Raw genomic sequence first — 15,565 nt, 5'->3', positions numbered from 1 at the left:
GTCTGGTGCGCGAGGTGCAAACGTCTTGCCAGCCAGCTTCAATAAAAACTCTGCGGGTCGATATCCACCGCCAGCCGCAGATCCCCCTTTAGCCGCAGCCCGCCGACCCAGCGGCCCAGCGCCTCCTGCAGCGCCACGCCCTTGTCGGCCTTCACCAGCAGCCGCACACGATGCCGCCCGCGCACTCGGGCGATCGGCGCGGGGGCGGGGCCGAAAACCTGCGCCCCTACCGCACGCAAAGGCCCGTCATGCCGCGCCAGATGGTTGCCCAGATCGAACACCGCCGCCGCATCGCTGCCGCTCAGGATGATCCCCGCCATACGCCCGTAGGGCGGCACCCCGGCTTGCCGCCGCTCTCCGGCCTCGGCGGCCCAGAAAGCCTCTTCCTCGCCCGCCAGGATGGCCCGGATCACCGGATGCTCGGGCTGATAGGTCTGCAACAGGGCCGCGCCGGGCGCCTCGGCCCGGCCCGCACGCCCCGCCACCTGCCGCATCAATTGGAACGTCCGCTCCGCCGCGCGCAGGTCCGACCCGGTGAGCCCCAGATCGGCATCGATCACCCCCACCAACGTCAGCTTGGGAAAGTTATGCCCCTTGGCCACCAGCTGCGTGCCGATGATGATATCCGCCGCCCCCTCGGCGATGCCTGCGATCTCGGCTTTGAGCGCGCGGGCCGAGCCGTACATGTCAGAACTCAGCGTCGCGATCCGCGCCTCGGGCCAGAGTGCCGCCGCTTCTTCGCCCAGACGCTCCACCCCCGGCCCCACGGGCGCGAGCTTGCCTTCGACCCCGCATGAGGGGCAGGCCTCGGGCATCGGTTTACTCTCGCCGCATTGATGGCAGACGAGGCGTTTCAGGAACCGGTGTTCGACCATCCGCGCATCGCATTGGTCGCAGCCGATCTGCTCGCCACAGGCACGGCAAAGCGTCACCGGCGCATAGCCGCGGCGGTTGATGAAGAGCATCGCCTGTTCGCCGCGCGCCAATCGCGCATCGACCTCGCGCTTCATCTCGCCCGAAATCCACTTGTCCCCCGGCAATCCCGCCTGCCGCATGTCGATCGCGCCCATCTGCGGCATTACCGCCGGGCCGAAACGCGAGGTCAACTCCAGCCGCCGGTACTTCCCGGCCTCGGCATTGGCCCATGTCTCGAGGCTCGGCGTGGCGCTTGCAAGCACCACCTGCGCGCCGCAGATCGAGGCCCGCAGCACCGCCATGTCCCGCGCATTGTAGAGCACGCCGTCCTCCTGCTTGTAGGAGGTGTCATGTTCCTCATCCACGACGATCAGCCCGAGATTCTGAAACGGCAGGAACAGCGCCGAGCGCGCGCCGATCACCAGCTGCGCGTTGCCCTGCCCCACCATGCGCCAGATGCGGCGCCGCTCGGTCATGGTCACGCCCGAGTGCCATTCGGCGGGCTTGGCGCCGAAACGCTCTTCGACACGCTCTAAAAACTGCTCGGTCAGCGCGATCTCGGGCAGCAGGACCAGCGCCTGCCGCCCCGCTTGCACCGCAGCTGCCACGGCTTCGAGATAGACCTCCGTCTTGCCCGAGCCGGTGACCCCGCGCAGAAGCGTCGTGCCGTAGGTCTCGGACTTGATCCCCTCGCGCAGCACTGCCGCCGCCTTGGCCTGATCCTCGGTCAGTGCCTTGCCGGGCAAGGATGGATCAAGCCGCCGGAACGGCAGATCGCGGGGGCTTTCCTCCTCGCGCACCGCACCTTGGTCCACCAGGCCCTTCACGACCGAGGACGTCACCCCGGCCATCTCAGAAAGCTCCTTCAGCGTGAAGGCCAGATCGCCATATTCCTCCAGCACCGCCATGACCCTTTGCCGCGCATCGGTCATGCGCGACGGCACGCCCTCACCGGCCCGGTAGATTTTGCGCATCGAGGGCGGATCGCCCAGCCCCGGCGCACGGGTTGCCAACCGCAGCATGGCGGGCAGCGGGGTCAGCGTATAGGCTGCGGACCGTAGCAGAAACTCGCGCATCTCCTCGCGCATCGGCGGCGCGTCGAGCACCCGGATCACATGGCGCACCTTGTTGATGTCGTAATCCCCGGCCCCCGCCCCCCAGACCACACCCATCACCTTGCGCGGCCCCAGCGGCACCTCGACAAAGGCCCCTGCATGGCAACCGCCCTCGGGCGCGCGATAATCCAAAGCGCGGCCCAAAGGCTGGGTGGTCATCACCGACAACAACTCACCATGGTGGTAGAATTCAGCCATGTCTGCCGCATGCTCCGTGTCGCTTGGGGGAATTGAGGCTTTAAGCATCGCAGATCATGCGGTAAAGCCAAGGCAACGAATTGACCCGATAGCGATCACATTCCAACCCGGAAGGAAAGCCCATGAAATTCTTCGTAGATACAGCCGAGATCGACGCCATCGCCGAACTCAACGACCTTGGCATGGTCGACGGCGTGACCACCAATCCCTCCCTGATCCTGAAATCGGGCCGCAACATCCTTGAAGTCACCAAAGAGATTTGTGACCTCGTCGATGGCCCCGTTTCCGCCGAAGTCGTGGCGCTGGAAGCCGACGCGATGATCGCCGAGGGCCGCAAATTGGCCGAGATCGCCGACAACATCACCATCAAACTGCCGCTGACATGGGACGGGCTGAAAGCCTGTAAGGTTCTGTCGGGCGAAGGTCACATGATCAACGTGACACTCTGCTTCTCGGCGAACCAAGCGCTGATCGCGGCCAAGGCGGGCGCGACCTTCATCTCGCCCTTCATCGGGCGTCTCGACGACATCAACCTCGATGGCATGGACCTGATCCAAGACATCCGCACCATCTATGACAACTACGGTTTCGAGACGCAGATCCTCGCCGCCTCCATCCGCAGCGTGAACCACATTCTGGACGCCGCACGCATCGGTGCCGACGTGATGACCGCGCCGCCCGAGGTGATCAAGAAACTGGCCGCGCATCCGCTGACCGACAAGGGGCTGGAGCAGTTCATGGCCGATTGGAAAAAGACCGGTCAGAACATCCTCTGATCCGGCCATAGCCTGCGAACATCAAACCCCTTCCGCCCGTGGCGGAGGGGGTTTTTCTTTGCCTTAGGCCGCACTCCCTTCGACCGTCAGGTGATCGCCCGACCACAGGCCCGGACGCACCTCGGCCTCGGCCGCGCCTGCGCGGATGCGGCGGCACTGTCCCACGGGAATTGCGGGTGCTTGCAAAACCAAATCCATGCCCTGCGCCGCCGTCTGGGGCGGCAGGGCCGCATGCATTCCGTCCAAAGCGACTGAAACGTCGCAGGGCAAATAGACGCTCGCCCCGCCCACGCCGGTATCCTGCTGCCACGGGGTCAGCGGCGCGCCCACTGCGCCGACACAGCAAACGGCGGTCTGCAACTCAATGGCCCGCGCCCGTGCGCAACTGAACACGCGGTTATAGCCGGTGATCATATCGGTCTTGGCGGGAATGATCACCAGATCGAGGTTCAGCGCCCCCAGTTTGGACCAAAGCGCGGTATATTCCGCATCGAGACAGATCGCGATGACACAGCGCAAACCGTTCCACTCGAACAGGTTGATCCCCGTGCCCGCGATGGTCACGCCGCTGGCGCCATTCGCCTCAAGCGGGGTCAGGCTCAGTTTGTTCTGCACTTGCAGCCCGCCATCGGGGCTCAGGAACCACGCTTGATTAAGGTAACCTTCGGGCGCATCGAACGAAGGGAAGGCCACGGGAAAGGTGCCGGGCAGCAGGGCCACGCCGGTTTGCTCAACCATGCGCCGCATCGGGTCGAGCGCCAGCGTGGCGGTCTGCGCGAGCCAGCCAAGCTGCTCTTCCGCAGGCAGGTCGGCGGGGGCGAAACTCAGCCACTGCGCGCAGCAAAACTCGGGCATCACCAAAAGCTGCGCCTCACGCGCGGCGGCCTGTTGCAGGCGCGTCTCGACACTGGCGAGCCAGCTTTGCAGCGAGTCCGGCGCGACCTGAAGGTTGGCGGCCCAAAGATCGACAGAGACATGTTCCATGTAAGATTTCCTCTCCCGGCAAAGACCTGTTCCACCGCATCCGGGGATATGCGGCAGGCTTCGATCAGGTACGCGCGGCCCTACGGCTGAAATCCGCGCGTCGACCGGGGCCAACACGTCTGCGCCGCTTTTGTTCCGGCAGGCTTCGTTCTACATCCCGGCCTGACGCAAGGCGGCAACAAGACCGCAGGCGGCAGGAGACGTGACCAATTGGGGGCAGATCTTGACGCCCCAGCATGCTATGACACCGCAAATCAAAAAGAGACGCCCATGAGCAGCAGCCCCAAAATCGACGACGCCCTGCGGGAGGCGATCATCTCAGCGCCTGACGTCATTCTTGACGACAGCGACGTGATGCAGGCGCTGATTGCGGCGAATGAAAAGGCCATGGGCGGCAATATCGTCGATCTGCGCGGCATCGCGATGGAGCGGCTGGAGACCCGTCTCGACCGGCTGGAGGACACCCACCGCAGCGTGATCGCGGCAGCCTATGAAAACCTTGCCGGGACCAATCAGATCCACCGCGCCATACTGCGCATGCTCGACCCGGTGGAGTTCGAGACCTTCCTGCGCGATCTCGGCGGCGAAGTGGCCGATATCCTGCGCGTCGACGCGGTGCGGCTGGTGTTGGAATCCACCCAAAACGACAATGACCCGGCGGTGCAGCGTTTAGGCGATGTGCTCAGCGTGGCCGAACCGGGGTTCATCGACGACTACCTCAGCCAAGGGCGCGGCGGCATGGTGCGGCAGGTGACCCTGCGCGCGCTGCAAGACGGCTCCGAAGCGCTTTATGGCAGCAAGGCGGGGTGGATCCGGTCCGAGGCTTGTCTCAAGCTTGATTTCGGCCCCGGACGGCTGCCCGGCCTGTTGGTCATGGGCGCCGAAGACCCGCATATGTTCGGCCCGCAACAGGGCACCGATCTGCTCACCTTCTTTACCGGCGTGCTGGAGCGATCCATGCGCCGCTGGCTGTCTTGAGCGAGAAGGCAAATCCGCTGCTGATCAGCCCCGCCGCGCGGGACGCGCTTCAGACGTGGTTGGAACACCAAAGCGCGCTGAACGACGCGGCCGAAAATACGATCATCGCCTACCGGGGCGATGTGACCGAATTCCTCACCTTCATGACGCTGCATAAGGGCGACACCCAAGGTCTGGGGGCGCTGGCGAAAATCACCATCAGCGATATGCGCGCATGGATGGCCAGCACCCGCAGCGGCGGGGCGGGGTCACGCTCTGTCGCGCGCAAACTCTCGGCGGTGAAAGCCTTTTACCGCTGGCTGGCCGAGCGGGAGGGGTTCGAGCCCACTGCCGTTCTGCTCGCCCGGTCGCCCAAGTTCACCAAGAAACTGCCCCGCCCGCTGGCCGAAGACGCCGCCCGCGCGCTGATCGACTGTGTCGAGACCCAAGCCCGCGCGCCATGGGTTGCCGCGCGTGACGTGGCGGTGCTGACCCTGCTCTGGGGCTGCGGGCTGCGTATTTCCGAGGCGCTGGCGCTTGAGGGCGGCGATGCCCCCCTGCCCGCCAGCCTGCGCATCCTCGGCAAAGGCGGGAAGGAACGTGTCGTGCCGGTCTTGCCCGCCGCCCGCGCCGCGGTCGAAGACTACCTTGCCCTCTGCCCGCACCCGCGTGAGGCGCAGGCCCCGCTGTTTCGCGCCATCCGCGGCGGTGGCTTGGGCGCGCGCGCCGTGGCGCAGGTGATGGCCGATGCGCGGATGCAACTGGGCCTGCCCGCCAGCGCCACGCCCCACGCCATGCGCCACAGCTTTGCCACCCATCTGCTCGACGCGGGCGGCGATCTGCGCGCTATTCAGGAGCTTCTGGGCCATGCCTCCCTCTCGACCACGCAGGCCTATACCGCCGTCGATACTGCGCGGCTGATGGAGGTCTATAACAACGCCCATCCCAAGGCGGGCCGCTGAGCCCCTTGCACCCCGCGCGTCAATCGCCATATTGGCCCCAAGCGAGGACGACCTCCCCCATTTGGGCAGCCACTCGGGACGACCCGACCAATACCGGGACCACCCCATGCGCAGCACCGCAGACCGCATCCGCCACGCCCTTAGTTTTGAGATCATCGCCCTGCTGATCGTCACCCCCGCCAGTGCTTGGCTCTTTGACAAGCCCATCGGCCATATCGGCGTCGTCGCCGTGGTCAGCGCCAGCATCGCGACGGGGTGGAACTATGTCTACAACCTCGGCTTCGACCACGCCCTGCGCCGGTTGCGCGGCACGGTGAAAAAGACGGTGCCGATCCGCGTGCTTCATGCCGTGAGTTTCGAGATCGGGCTGCTCTTCGTGCTCTTGCCCTTCATCGCGTGGTATCTCGAGATTTCTCTGCGCGAAGCCTTCTTGATCGACGTGTCCTTGGCGGTGTTTTACCTGATCTACGCCTTCGTATTTAACTGGATCTACGACGTGCTCTTCCCCGTCTCGGAACCCGCAAACGCGTCTTAATCTGCCCTGAGCCGGCGAACGAATTCCGCCGCCGCTTCCGCCGGATCACGCGCCCCATCGGCCACGGCATCGCTGAGCCGCGTCAGATCGTCCTTGGCCTGTGGGGTCTCAAGCTGCGCCAGAAGCCGCTGCTTCACGTCCTGCTCGAACCAATAACGCGCCTGTGCGGCGCGGGTGCGGTCCCAGAACCCCTGTTCACGGCGCCAGTCGGTCAGCTCCTGCAAGGCGGCCCAGGTTTCCTCCAGCCCGTTTTCCTCCAGCGCTGAAACGGCGGTGGCACGCGGAAAGCCCTCGGGGTCTTGCGGGCGCTTGCGGAGCAGGCGCAGGGCACCGGCATAGTCGGCCCGGGTGCGCGCGGCGGTGGATTTCAGATCGCCGTCGGCCTTGTTGATCACGATCAGATCGGCAATCTCCATGATGCCGCGCTTGACGCCCTGCAACTCATCCCCGCCAGCGGGGGCCAGAAGCAGCACGAAGGCGTCCGACATCTCGGCCACCACGGTTTCCGACTGGCCGACGCCCACGGTCTCGATCAGCACCACGTCGAAGCCCGCCGCCTCGCAGAGCCGCACCGCCTCGCGCGAGCGGCGCGCGACGCCGCCGAGATGCGTTTGGCTGGGCGAGGGCCGGATGAAAGCATTGGGGTCGCGGCTCAGCCGGTCCATCCGCGTTTTGTCGCCGAGGATCGACCCGCCCGAACGCGCCGAACTGGGGTCCACCGCCAGCACCGCCACGCCTTTGCCCTGCGCCGTCAGCATCATGCCGAAGCTTTCGATGAAGGTGGATTTGCCCACACCGGGCGTGCCCGAAAGCCCGATGCGCAGCGCCTGCCGGTCGGTGGGCAGCTTCGCCAACAGCTCTGCCGCCGCCGCGCGGTGATCGGCGCGGCCCGATTCCACCAAGGTGATCGCCCGCGCCAATGCGCGGCGCTCTCCTGCTATGATGCCTTCGGCCAATGTCTCGATATCCATGGGGCAACTTTTGCGGGGGCGGCGTGGAATTGTCCATCCCCACCCTTGGCGCGGCGCGCGCGATGCCCGATAACCGCGCCATGTCCAACGCTGATTTCGCCCTGCCCATCGACGCCGTTCTGCCGGATGTGATCACCGCCCTGCGCAACACGGGCCGCGTCGTGCTGCAAGCGCCCCCCGGCGCGGGCAAGACGACGCGGGTGCCGCTGGCGATGCTGGAGGCCGGGCTGACCCAAGGCCGCATCCTGATGCTGGAGCCGCGCCGCCTTGCCGCCCGCGCCGCCGCCGCGCGCATGGCAGAAAGCCTTGGCGAGGAGACCGGCCAGACCGTCGGTTTTCGCGTGCGCGGCGCCTCGGCGGTGTCCAAGGCCACGCGCATCGAAGTCGTCACCGAGGGTATTCTGACCCGCATGTTGCAGGACAACCCCGACCTGCCGGGCGTCGGCGCGGTGATCTTCGACGAATTTCACGAACGCTCGCTGAACGCCGATCTGGGGCTTGCGCTGGCGCTCGAAGTCGCGGGTGCGCTGCGCGACGACCTGATGCTGGTGGCCATGTCCGCCACGCTCGACGCCGCCCCGGTGGCCGCGCTGATGGAGGCGCCGATCGTGACCTCCGAGGGGCGCAGTTTCGAGGTTGAGCCGCGCTGGCTCGACAAGCCGATGGGCAAGCAACGGCTGGAGAACGCCGTGGCCGATCTTACCCTGAAAGCGCTGTCAGAGGCGCCGGGCTCGGCGCTCGTCTTCCTCCCCGGCGAGGGCGAAATCCGCCGCGTCGAGGCGCTTCTGCGCCCCGCCCTTCCCGAGGACTGCCCCCTCGCGCCCCTATTCGGCGCGCTCGACTTCAAGGCCCAGCAGGCCGCCATCGCCCCCGCCCGCACGGGCCGCAAGGTGGTACTGGCGACCTCCATCGCCGAGACCTCCCTCACCATCGAAGGCATCCGCATCGTCGTCGATGGCGGCCGGTCGCGCCGCGCGCTCTTCGATCCGGCCTCGGGCATGTCCCGGCTGGTGACCGAGCGGGTGACCCGCGCCGAGGCGACGCAGCGCGCAGGCCGTGCTGGGCGGCTAGACACCGGGGTGGCCTACAAGCTCTGGACCCGGGGCGAGGAAGGCGCGCTGGCGGCCTTCCCCCCGGCCGAGATCGAGGCGGGCGACCTCACCGGTTTTGCGTTGGAACTGGCGCTCTGGGGTGCGCAGGCAAGTGATCTGAGCTTCGTCACCCCGCCCCACGCGGGCCGTCTGGCCGAGGCGCAATCGGTGCTCCAGATGCTGGGCGCGCTCGACGGCAGCGGGCGCATCACCGAACATGGCCGCGCCTTGGCGAAACTCCCCCTTCACCCTCGACTGGCGCATATGGTGGCGCGCGGCGGCCCTCGCGCGCCGATGCTGGCGGCCCTTCTGGCCGAACGGGACCCCATGCGCGGCGCGCCCGTAGACCTTGCGTTGCGGATGGACGCGCTGGCCGGCAAACGCACTGCCACGCCTCCCCATGCGCCCACGCTAGCGCGCATCAAGGCCGAGGCGAAACGCCTTGCACGCGGCGCGAAGGGCGACGGGCCGGACTCCTTGGGCGTGCTGGCGGCCCTCGCCTACCCCGACCGCGTCGGGCTGCGCCGCAAGGGCGAGGCACCGCGTTATGTGCTCTCGGGCGGCAAGGGCGCGGTGCTGCCGGAGACCGACCCGATGGCGGGCACGCGGCTCTTGGTGGCCACCGACCTCGACGGCGACCCGCGTGAGGCGCGTATCCGGCAGGCGGCGCTGATCTCGGACGCCGAGCTGCGCGCCACTTTTGCCGATCAAATCCGCTGGCAGGATGTCTGCCTATGGTCGCGCCGCGAGGGGCGTGTGCTGACCCGCAAGCAAGAGGTCTTTGGCGCGCTAGTTCTGGAGGACCGGACATGGCCCGATGCGCCCGCCGATGCAGTGGCGGTCGCGATGCTGGACGGTGTGCGGCAATTGGGGCTGAACCCCGGCAAGACGGCGGCGCTGTTTCTGGCCCGCGCCCGGCTGATGCCCGCGCCCTTCCCCGATTTCAGCGAAGCGCATCTGATGGAGACGCTGGAAGACTGGCTGCTGCCGCATCTGACGGGCGTGCGCAGCAGCGCGGATTGGAAAGGGTTCGACGTCACCCCGGCGCTGAAAGCCCGGCTCAGCTGGGAGCAGCAACAAGAGTTGGACCGCTCGGCCCCTGCCCATTTTGAAACCCCGCTCGGGCGGCGCGTGGCCATCGACTACAGCGGAGAGACCCCCGGCATCGCGCTGCGTTTACAAGAGATGTTCGGCGTGACGCGGCACCCGACGGTGGGCGGCCAGCCATTGCAGGTCACCCTGCTGTCGCCTGCGCAGCGCCCGGTGCAGGTCACAATGGACATCCCCGGCTTCTGGGCAAGCTCCTATGCCGATGTGCGAAAGGACATGCGCGGGCGGTATCCGCGTCACCCGTGGCCCGAAGACCCCACAGTGGCGGACCCGACCCTGCGCGCCAAACCGCGCGGCACCTGACAAGACAACGCGCGCCGAAAGCGGCGCGCGGTCAGGTCTTGCAGATCTCCAGAAATTAGGCCGCGACGAACTTCAGCGATACCCCGTTGAGGCAATGCCGTTTACCCGTGGGCTCTGGTCCGTCGTCAAAGATATGGCCCAAGTGGCTGCCGCAACGGTCGCAATGCACCTCGGTCCGGCGCATGAAAAAGCTGTTGTCGGCCATCGTCTCGACCGCATTGTCGAGCGGTTGATAAAAGCTCGGCCAGCCAGTGCCGCTTTTGAACTTGGTCGCAGCATCGTAAAGCGGCTGATCGCAACCCTTGCAAATAAAGGTGCCCGCGCGGGTCTCGTCGTTCAGGGGGCTGGTGAAGGCACGTTCCGTATCGCCTTCGCGCATGACCGCATATTCCAAATCGCTCAACATCGCGCGCCATTCGGCCTCAGTGCGGGTAATCTCGAAATCGCCCTCGACATAAGCGGCCAAAGCGCCGCGCGCGCCGAACCCGATGGCGGTGGCGCCCAGAAAGGCCGATGTCAGAAAATGACGTCTGTTCATGGTGTTACTCCTCGGGTTTCGGGTGGCATTGCGCCGGACCAGCATGGAGGTACTGGCCCGGCCACATCATGCGGGTTGCCTCTTATTTGGGCACCAACACGCTGTTTACAACATGGATCACCCCGTTGGACTGGTTCACATCTGCGATAGTCACGCGCGAGGCATTGCCGCTTTCGTCGATGATATAGACGTTGCGGCCCTTCACCTGCGCCGACAGCGCATCGCCGGAGACGGCGTTGAAGTGATAGAACCCATCGCTGGAGGCGCGGGCCTTGGCGGCGATGTCGGCGGCGGACCATTTACCGGCCACCACATGGGCGGTCAGCACTTTGGTCAGCATGTCCTTGTTCTCGGGCTTGAGCAGGGTCTCGACAGTGCCCGCAGGCAGCGCGTCAAAGGCGGAGTTGACCGGGGCGAAAACGGTGAACGGCCCTTCGGAGGCCAGCGTATCGACCAGACCGGCGGCCTTCACGGCAGCCACCAGCGTGGTGTGATCGGCGGAGTTCACGGCGTTTTCGACGATGTTCTTATTCTCGAACATGGGCGCGCCGCCCACTTCGGGATTGGCGGCGATGGCACCGGTGGCCAGCAGAGCGGCAGTGGCGGTGGCGGCGGCGAATGTCTTGAGCGTCTTCATTGGGTTTCCTCCCTTGAATGCCTCCCGTTGTGGGCGGCGATACTGGACCCACGGGGCAGACGTGAGAGGAGTTTCAGAATGGTTCAGAAAATTCGCAACAAAATCATAACGCACTGTAAAGGCGATGAAAAATGAAACGCCCCGCTCAGTCAAAGCAGGGCGTTTCGGGGGTTTAAAGTTCCGCTACAGCACCAGCGGCCATGACCTCCCCGGTGGGGACACCGCCGGGTGCGCCGCCGGGCGGTTCATCGGTGATGGCCAGCGTGATCTGCGCCGCCTCGGGCGCCAGATCAGCGGGCAAGGCCACGCGGTTGACCTCCCCCTCAGGCAGCACGCCTAGAGAGATCGGCGCGCGGTCTGGCAGGATCGCCCAAAGCTCCAAAACGCGGCCCGCGGGCGCGTCGCCCGAGACGCGGCGCAGCGCGATATCGCCACGCGACATGTCCATGACGGCCAGCAATTCCAGCGCGCTGTCCTCGGCGGCCATGCGGGTGGCATAGACCTCGGCCGGGGGCTGCATCGGCGGCTCGCGCAGCATCGGCAGGGCAAGGAAGGCCACAGTAGCCAGTGCTGCCACCGAAACCCCCTGCCACAGCCAGAGCCGCTGCAACAGCGGCACCTGCCGCGCGGGGAAGAGCCGCGCCATCAGCGCGCGGCGCAGCTTCGCGGGCGGGGCGACGGGGGCGATATCGTCGGTCATCGCCACGAAACGCTCCTGCCAATCGGCCACGCTGCGGGCGAAATCACGGTCTTGCATCAGCCGGGCGCGTGCCGCGGCACGGTCTTCGCCTTCCAAAAGGCCCAAGGCCATTTCGGCGGCCAGCAGATCGTCGTCTTCGGGCGGGGTGATGGGGGTGTCGCTCATACGCTCATACACTCCCGCAGGGCCATCAAACCGCGGCGCAGCCAAGTGCGCATGGTATTGAGCGGCACGTTGAAACGTTGCGCCAGATCGGCATAGCTGTCGCCGTCGAGGTAGGCGCCCCGCACCGCCGCACCGCGATCCGCTTCGAGATCATCCAGACAATTGGTCAGGCGCTTGGCCTCTGACGCGGCCACGGCGGATTGTTCGGGACTCGGCCCCGGCGCGGCCAGTTCCAGCCCCGGCGTGTCGATATCCTGATGGCCCTTACGGGTGGCGCGCAGCCGGTCGATCGCCGTGTTGCGCGCAATGGTAATCAGCCACGTCATCGGCGACAGGCCATTGGCCTGATAGCGGTCGGAATTATTCCAGATTTTGACGAAACTGTCCTGCATGGCATCCTCTGCTGCGGCGCGTGTATCCAACACACGCAGGCAGACCCCGAATAGTTTCGCCGACACCCGATCATAAAGCGCCTCAAAAGCGGCACGGTCCCCCATTGCGACCTTTGCAATCAGACGTTCAATCTCTTCACGGTCGCTGTCCAAGGGCCACTCCTTTGGGCGGTCATCTGTGTTGCGGCATTGCGCTCATGGTGCGGCAGCCGCAGTAAAAGTCAACCCTGCCTCATTCATGGGCACAGGCGCAACCCATCGCCGCTAAACGAAAATTCGCGCCACCGTTCACAAAGATTGCAGGCTCTGGATGCTTAGGCTACCCACGATTCAGAGGGGAATGCGCAAAGGGAGACTGTGCATGCAAAACGCGCTTGAGACGTCCTATGACGTGGTGATCGTGGGCGGGGCCATCTATGGCTCGGCTTTGGCTTGGTGGCTGACCAACACGCCGGGGTTCGACGGCGAGGTGCTGGTGGTCGAGCGTGATCCGACCTATGAATTCGCCTCGACCAGCCATACGAATTCCTGCATCCGCCAGCAGTTCAGCGCCCCCGTGAACATCCAGATTTCGCAATTCGGGGCCGAGTTCATCAAAAACTTCCGCCAGTTCATGCATGACGATCCCGAGGTGCCGGAACTGGCGCTGCAAAGCTTTGGCTACCTCTATCTTGCCGACACGCCCGAGTTTGCCCAGACCCTGCGCGAGGCGCAGGGCATCCAGACCTCCATGGGCGCGCACACCCAGCATATGACCAAGGATGAGATCGCCGCACGCTATCCCTTCTACATGCTCGACGATGTGATCGCTGCCAATCACAACACGGTGGATGAGGGCTATTTCGACGGCGGCACGATGTTCGACTGGTTCAAACGCATGGCCAAGCGCCGCGGCGTGACCTTTGTGCATGACGAGGTGACAGGCATGGTGCTGAACCCTGCGGGCAGCGCCGTGGATGCGGTGACGCTGAAGTCCGGGGCGACGGTCTCCTGCGGGACGGTGGTAAATGCCTCCGGCCCCCGCGCGGCGGCGACGGCGCAGATGGCCGGGATCACCCTGCCCGTGGTGCCGCGCAAACGCTACACCTTCATCTTCGATGCCGCCGAGCCGCTTGAGATGGACCTGCCGCTGACCATCGACCCCAGCGGCGTGCATATGCGCCAAGAGGGCAAATATTACATGGCCGGTTGCCCGCCAGAGGATGACTACGACGCGGCATATGATGATTTCACCTTCGACCATTCGATCTGGGAAGAAAAGGTATGGCCCACCATCGCCACCCGCGTTCCGGCCTTTGAGAGGGTCAAGGTGATTAATGAATGGGTCGGGCATTACGCCTATAACACCGTTGACCAGAATGCGATTTTGGGGCGGCACGACAAGGTCGCGAACTTCGTTTTTATGAACGGCTTTTCCGGCCACGGCTTGCAACAGGCCCCCGCCATCGGGCGCGGCACGGCAGAGTTGATCACCCACGGCGGCTACCGCACGCTCGACCTTACGCCGCTAGACTACGCGCGGATCGTGCGTTCCGAGAAATTCGTCGAAAGGGCCGTGATATGAAATTGCGCGAGAACAGCTTCCTCGCGGCCATTCGCGCCGGGCAAAAGCAGCTTGGCCTCTGGGTCTCCCTCTCCAACGGCTATGCCGCCGAGGTGGTGGCCCATGCGGGCTATGACTGGGTGATGCTGGATATGGAACATGCGCCCAGCGACATGGCCTCGGTTCTGGGGCAGCTACAGGCGTTCTCGGGCAGTGAGACCACGGCGATGGTGCGGCCCGACTGGAACGATGCAGTCAAGGTCAAACGGCTGATGGACCTCGGCGCGCCGGGGCTGCTGTTTCCCATGGTGCAGACCCCTGATGAGGCCCGCGCCGCCGTGGCCGCCTGCCGCTACCCGCCACGCGGCGTGCGGGGTGTGGCCGGGCTGAACCGCGCCAACCAGTTTGGCCGGGTTAAGGATTACAACGCCGAGGTCGAGAACCAGACCGCCATCCTGATCCAGCTTGAAACCCGCGCCGCAGTCGAAAACGCCGCCGCCTTTGCCGAGGTTGAGGGGATCGACGGCATCTTCTTTGGCCCTGCCGATATCGCCGCCGACATGGGCCATCTGGGCCAGACCCTGCACCCCGAGGTCTGGGAGCTGATCCGCCCTGCGGCCAAACTTCTGATGGACAAGGGCATTCCCGTAGGCACGCTGGTCACCGACCCCGAATTCGCCGCCCAATTGCTGAACGAAGGTTTCACCTTTGTCGCCTGCGGCACGGATGTGGGGCTTTTGGCCCAAGGGGCCGATGCGCTGCGCGCGCAGGTGCGCGACAAGATTTCTGAGACGTGAAAGGAAGATGTTATGAAATTTAAGAAACTGGTCCTGACAGGTGCCGCCGGTCGGCTCGGCTCCTACCTGCGCGAACCACTGGCCGCGATGTGCGAAGAACTGGTCAGCTCCGACATCGCCGAGGACATTGGCAAGCTCTACGACGGTGAGCGTTATCAAAAGGCCGATCTGGCGGAATACGACCAAGTCGCGGCCCTGATGGAGGGCGCCGACATGGTGGTGCATTTCGGGGCCATCGTGGACGAGAAACCCTTTATGGAACTGCTCGGCCCGAACTTCGTCGGCTCTTACAACGTATGGGAAGCGGCCTATCAGGCGGGCGCACGGCGCGTCGTCTATGCCTCGTCGATCCATGCGGTGGGGATGCACAAAAAGGCCGACTTCATCGGCATCGATGCGCCTCACAAGCCCGACACTTTCTACGGCCTCGCCAAATGCTTCACCGAAGACCTCGGCTCCATGTATTGGGACAAACGCCAACTTGAATCCGTACACCTGCGCATCCTCAGCGCGGCACAGGTCAACAACTCCCGCGCGCTTGGCTCGTGGCTGTCGTATGACGATCTGATCCAATTGGTGACCCGCGCGGTGGATACGCCTTCGGTCGGCTTCTCGGTGATCTACGGCGTGTCGAACAACGACCGCGCCCCGGTGGACAACTCGAAAGCCTCCTTCCTCGGCTACCGCCCGAAGGACAACGCCGAGCAATTCGCCGAAAAAGTGCTGGCCGAGGAAGGCCCCGTCGACATCACCGACCCCGGCCAGATGTGCCACGGCGGCCCCTTCGCCAAGGTCGATCTGGGCGAAAGCGGCATCGCGCAGATGACCATCGTCGACGACAAAAAAGAGACCTAAGCGGCCAAATGAAAGGGACCG

The 15,565-nt window shown here is 65.2% G+C and carries 15 protein-coding genes; 8 read left to right on the top strand and 7 right to left on the bottom strand.

Annotated elements, in window-relative coordinates; translation table 11 throughout:
- Positions 1-38: 38 nt before the first annotated feature.
- Positions 39-2,228, bottom strand: a complete 2,190-nt coding sequence (locus tag ACGYK9_RS11010) for a primosomal protein N' (RefSeq protein WP_394410242.1) — start codon at positions 2,226-2,228, stop codon at positions 39-41.
- A 122-nt stretch (positions 2,229-2,350) separates the two neighbouring features.
- On the opposite strand from ACGYK9_RS11010, the gene fsa reads away from it, so the two are divergent.
- A complete protein-coding gene (gene fsa / locus ACGYK9_RS11005; RefSeq protein WP_067263530.1) occupies positions 2,351-3,004 on the top strand; it encodes a fructose-6-phosphate aldolase in 654 nt (217 codons plus the stop codon).
- Positions 3,005-3,067: 63 nt separating this feature from the next.
- On the opposite strand, the gene ACGYK9_RS11000 is transcribed toward fsa, so the two are convergent.
- Positions 3,068-3,988 (bottom strand): nitrilase-related carbon-nitrogen hydrolase, encoded by a 921-nt coding sequence (locus ACGYK9_RS11000; RefSeq protein WP_394410245.1) that lies wholly within the window; start codon positions 3,986-3,988, stop codon positions 3,068-3,070.
- A 270-nt stretch (positions 3,989-4,258) separates the two neighbouring features.
- On the opposite strand from ACGYK9_RS11000, the gene ACGYK9_RS10995 reads away from it, so the two are divergent.
- From ACGYK9_RS10995 to ACGYK9_RS10985, 3 genes are all read left to right on the top strand, one after another.
- On the top strand, positions 4,259-4,966 hold the full coding sequence (locus tag ACGYK9_RS10995) for a DUF484 family protein (protein WP_067263525.1): 708 nt from the start codon (positions 4,259-4,261) through the stop codon (positions 4,964-4,966).
- Positions 4,963-5,907, top strand: coding sequence for a tyrosine recombinase XerC (locus tag ACGYK9_RS10990; protein ID WP_394410248.1), 945 nt, complete (start codon positions 4,963-4,965; stop codon positions 5,905-5,907). Before ACGYK9_RS10995 ends, ACGYK9_RS10990 begins: the two co-directional genes overlap by 4 nt.
- A 106-nt stretch (positions 5,908-6,013) precedes the next feature.
- Complete coding sequence (locus tag ACGYK9_RS10985; protein WP_067263523.1) at positions 6,014-6,442, top strand: PACE efflux transporter; 429 nt, start codon at positions 6,014-6,016, stop codon at positions 6,440-6,442.
- Here ACGYK9_RS10985 and meaB read toward each other — a convergent pair.
- Positions 6,439-7,413 (bottom strand): methylmalonyl Co-A mutase-associated GTPase MeaB, encoded by a 975-nt coding sequence (meaB, locus tag ACGYK9_RS10980; protein WP_394410251.1) that lies wholly within the window; start codon positions 7,411-7,413, stop codon positions 6,439-6,441. The two genes, ACGYK9_RS10985 and meaB, sit on opposite strands and share 4 nt — an antisense overlap.
- Positions 7,414-7,475: 62 nt before the next feature.
- Here meaB and hrpB point away from each other — a divergent pair, with 62 nt between their 5' ends.
- Entirely contained in the window at positions 7,476-9,917 is a 2,442-nt protein-coding gene (hrpB, locus tag ACGYK9_RS10975; RefSeq protein WP_394410797.1) for an ATP-dependent helicase HrpB, read from the top strand.
- 55 nt (positions 9,918-9,972) lie between these two features.
- Here the strand turns inward: hrpB and msrB are convergent, their stop codons facing one another.
- From msrB to ACGYK9_RS10955, 4 genes are all read right to left on the bottom strand, one after another.
- Positions 9,973-10,455 (bottom strand): peptide-methionine (R)-S-oxide reductase MsrB, encoded by a 483-nt coding sequence (gene msrB / locus ACGYK9_RS10970; protein WP_394410254.1) that lies wholly within the window; start codon positions 10,453-10,455, stop codon positions 9,973-9,975.
- Positions 10,456-10,537: 82 nt separating this feature from the next.
- On the bottom strand, positions 10,538-11,092 hold the full coding sequence (locus ACGYK9_RS10965; protein WP_067268384.1) for a fasciclin domain-containing protein: 555 nt from the start codon (positions 11,090-11,092) through the stop codon (positions 10,538-10,540).
- Between the two features lie 172 nt (positions 11,093-11,264).
- Positions 11,265-11,957, bottom strand: a complete 693-nt coding sequence (locus ACGYK9_RS10960; protein WP_394410257.1) for an anti-sigma factor domain-containing protein — start codon at positions 11,955-11,957, stop codon at positions 11,265-11,267.
- Entirely contained in the window at positions 11,954-12,454 is a 501-nt protein-coding gene (locus ACGYK9_RS10955; RefSeq protein ID WP_394410800.1) for a sigma-70 family RNA polymerase sigma factor, read from the bottom strand. Before ACGYK9_RS10955 ends, ACGYK9_RS10960 begins: the two co-directional genes overlap by 4 nt.
- 256 nt (positions 12,455-12,710) lie before the next feature.
- Here ACGYK9_RS10955 and ACGYK9_RS10950 point away from each other — a divergent pair, with 256 nt between their 5' ends.
- Genes ACGYK9_RS10950 through ACGYK9_RS10940 form a run of 3 tightly spaced genes read left to right on the top strand, consistent with a single transcriptional unit; the run spans position 12,711 to position 15,544 of the window.
- Entirely contained in the window at positions 12,711-13,913 is a 1,203-nt protein-coding gene (locus ACGYK9_RS10950) for an NAD(P)/FAD-dependent oxidoreductase (protein ID WP_394410260.1), read from the top strand.
- Positions 13,910-14,689, top strand: coding sequence for an HpcH/HpaI aldolase/citrate lyase family protein (locus tag ACGYK9_RS10945; protein ID WP_394410263.1), 780 nt, complete (start codon positions 13,910-13,912; stop codon positions 14,687-14,689). The genes ACGYK9_RS10950 and ACGYK9_RS10945 overlap by 4 nt, the downstream gene beginning before the upstream one ends.
- Positions 14,690-14,701: 12 nt before the next feature.
- A complete protein-coding gene (locus ACGYK9_RS10940; protein WP_394410266.1) occupies positions 14,702-15,544 on the top strand; it encodes an NAD-dependent epimerase/dehydratase family protein in 843 nt (280 codons plus the stop codon).
- The last annotated feature ends 21 nt before the right edge of the window (positions 15,545-15,565 follow it).

The organism is Sulfitobacter sp. 1A15258 (genome assembly GCF_043557045.1).
GTDB lineage: Bacteria > Pseudomonadota > Alphaproteobacteria > Rhodobacterales > Rhodobacteraceae > Sulfitobacter > Sulfitobacter faviae.
This window is presented reverse-complemented; position numbering and strand designations above follow the sequence as displayed.

Coding starts and splice junctions, on each gene's coding strand:
- ACGYK9_RS11010 (WP_394410242.1), bottom strand. CDS start 2,228: ATGGCTGAATTCTACCACCATGGTGAGTTGTTGTCGGTGATGACCACC.
- fsa (WP_067263530.1), top strand. CDS start 2,351: ATGAAATTCTTCGTAGATACAGCCGAGATCGACGCCATCGCCGAACTC.
- ACGYK9_RS11000 (WP_394410245.1), bottom strand. CDS start 3,988: ATGGAACATGTCTCTGTCGATCTTTGGGCCGCCAACCTTCAGGTCGCG.
- ACGYK9_RS10995 (WP_067263525.1), top strand. CDS start 4,259: ATGAGCAGCAGCCCCAAAATCGACGACGCCCTGCGGGAGGCGATCATC.
- ACGYK9_RS10985 (WP_067263523.1), top strand. CDS start 6,014: ATGCGCAGCACCGCAGACCGCATCCGCCACGCCCTTAGTTTTGAGATC.
- meaB (WP_394410251.1), bottom strand. CDS start 7,413: ATGGATATCGAGACATTGGCCGAAGGCATCATAGCAGGAGAGCGCCGC.
- hrpB (WP_394410797.1), top strand. CDS start 7,476: ATGCCCGATAACCGCGCCATGTCCAACGCTGATTTCGCCCTGCCCATC.
- msrB (WP_394410254.1), bottom strand. CDS start 10,455: ATGAACAGACGTCATTTTCTGACATCGGCCTTTCTGGGCGCCACCGCC.
- ACGYK9_RS10965 (WP_067268384.1), bottom strand. CDS start 11,092: ATGAAGACGCTCAAGACATTCGCCGCCGCCACCGCCACTGCCGCTCTG.
- ACGYK9_RS10960 (WP_394410257.1), bottom strand. CDS start 11,957: ATGAGCGACACCCCCATCACCCCGCCCGAAGACGACGATCTGCTGGCC.
- ACGYK9_RS10955 (WP_394410800.1), bottom strand. CDS start 12,454: ATGGGGGACCGTGCCGCTTTTGAGGCGCTTTATGATCGGGTGTCGGCG.
- ACGYK9_RS10950 (WP_394410260.1), top strand. CDS start 12,711: ATGCAAAACGCGCTTGAGACGTCCTATGACGTGGTGATCGTGGGCGGG.
- ACGYK9_RS10945 (WP_394410263.1), top strand. CDS start 13,910: ATGAAATTGCGCGAGAACAGCTTCCTCGCGGCCATTCGCGCCGGGCAA.
- ACGYK9_RS10940 (WP_394410266.1), top strand. CDS start 14,702: ATGAAATTTAAGAAACTGGTCCTGACAGGTGCCGCCGGTCGGCTCGGC.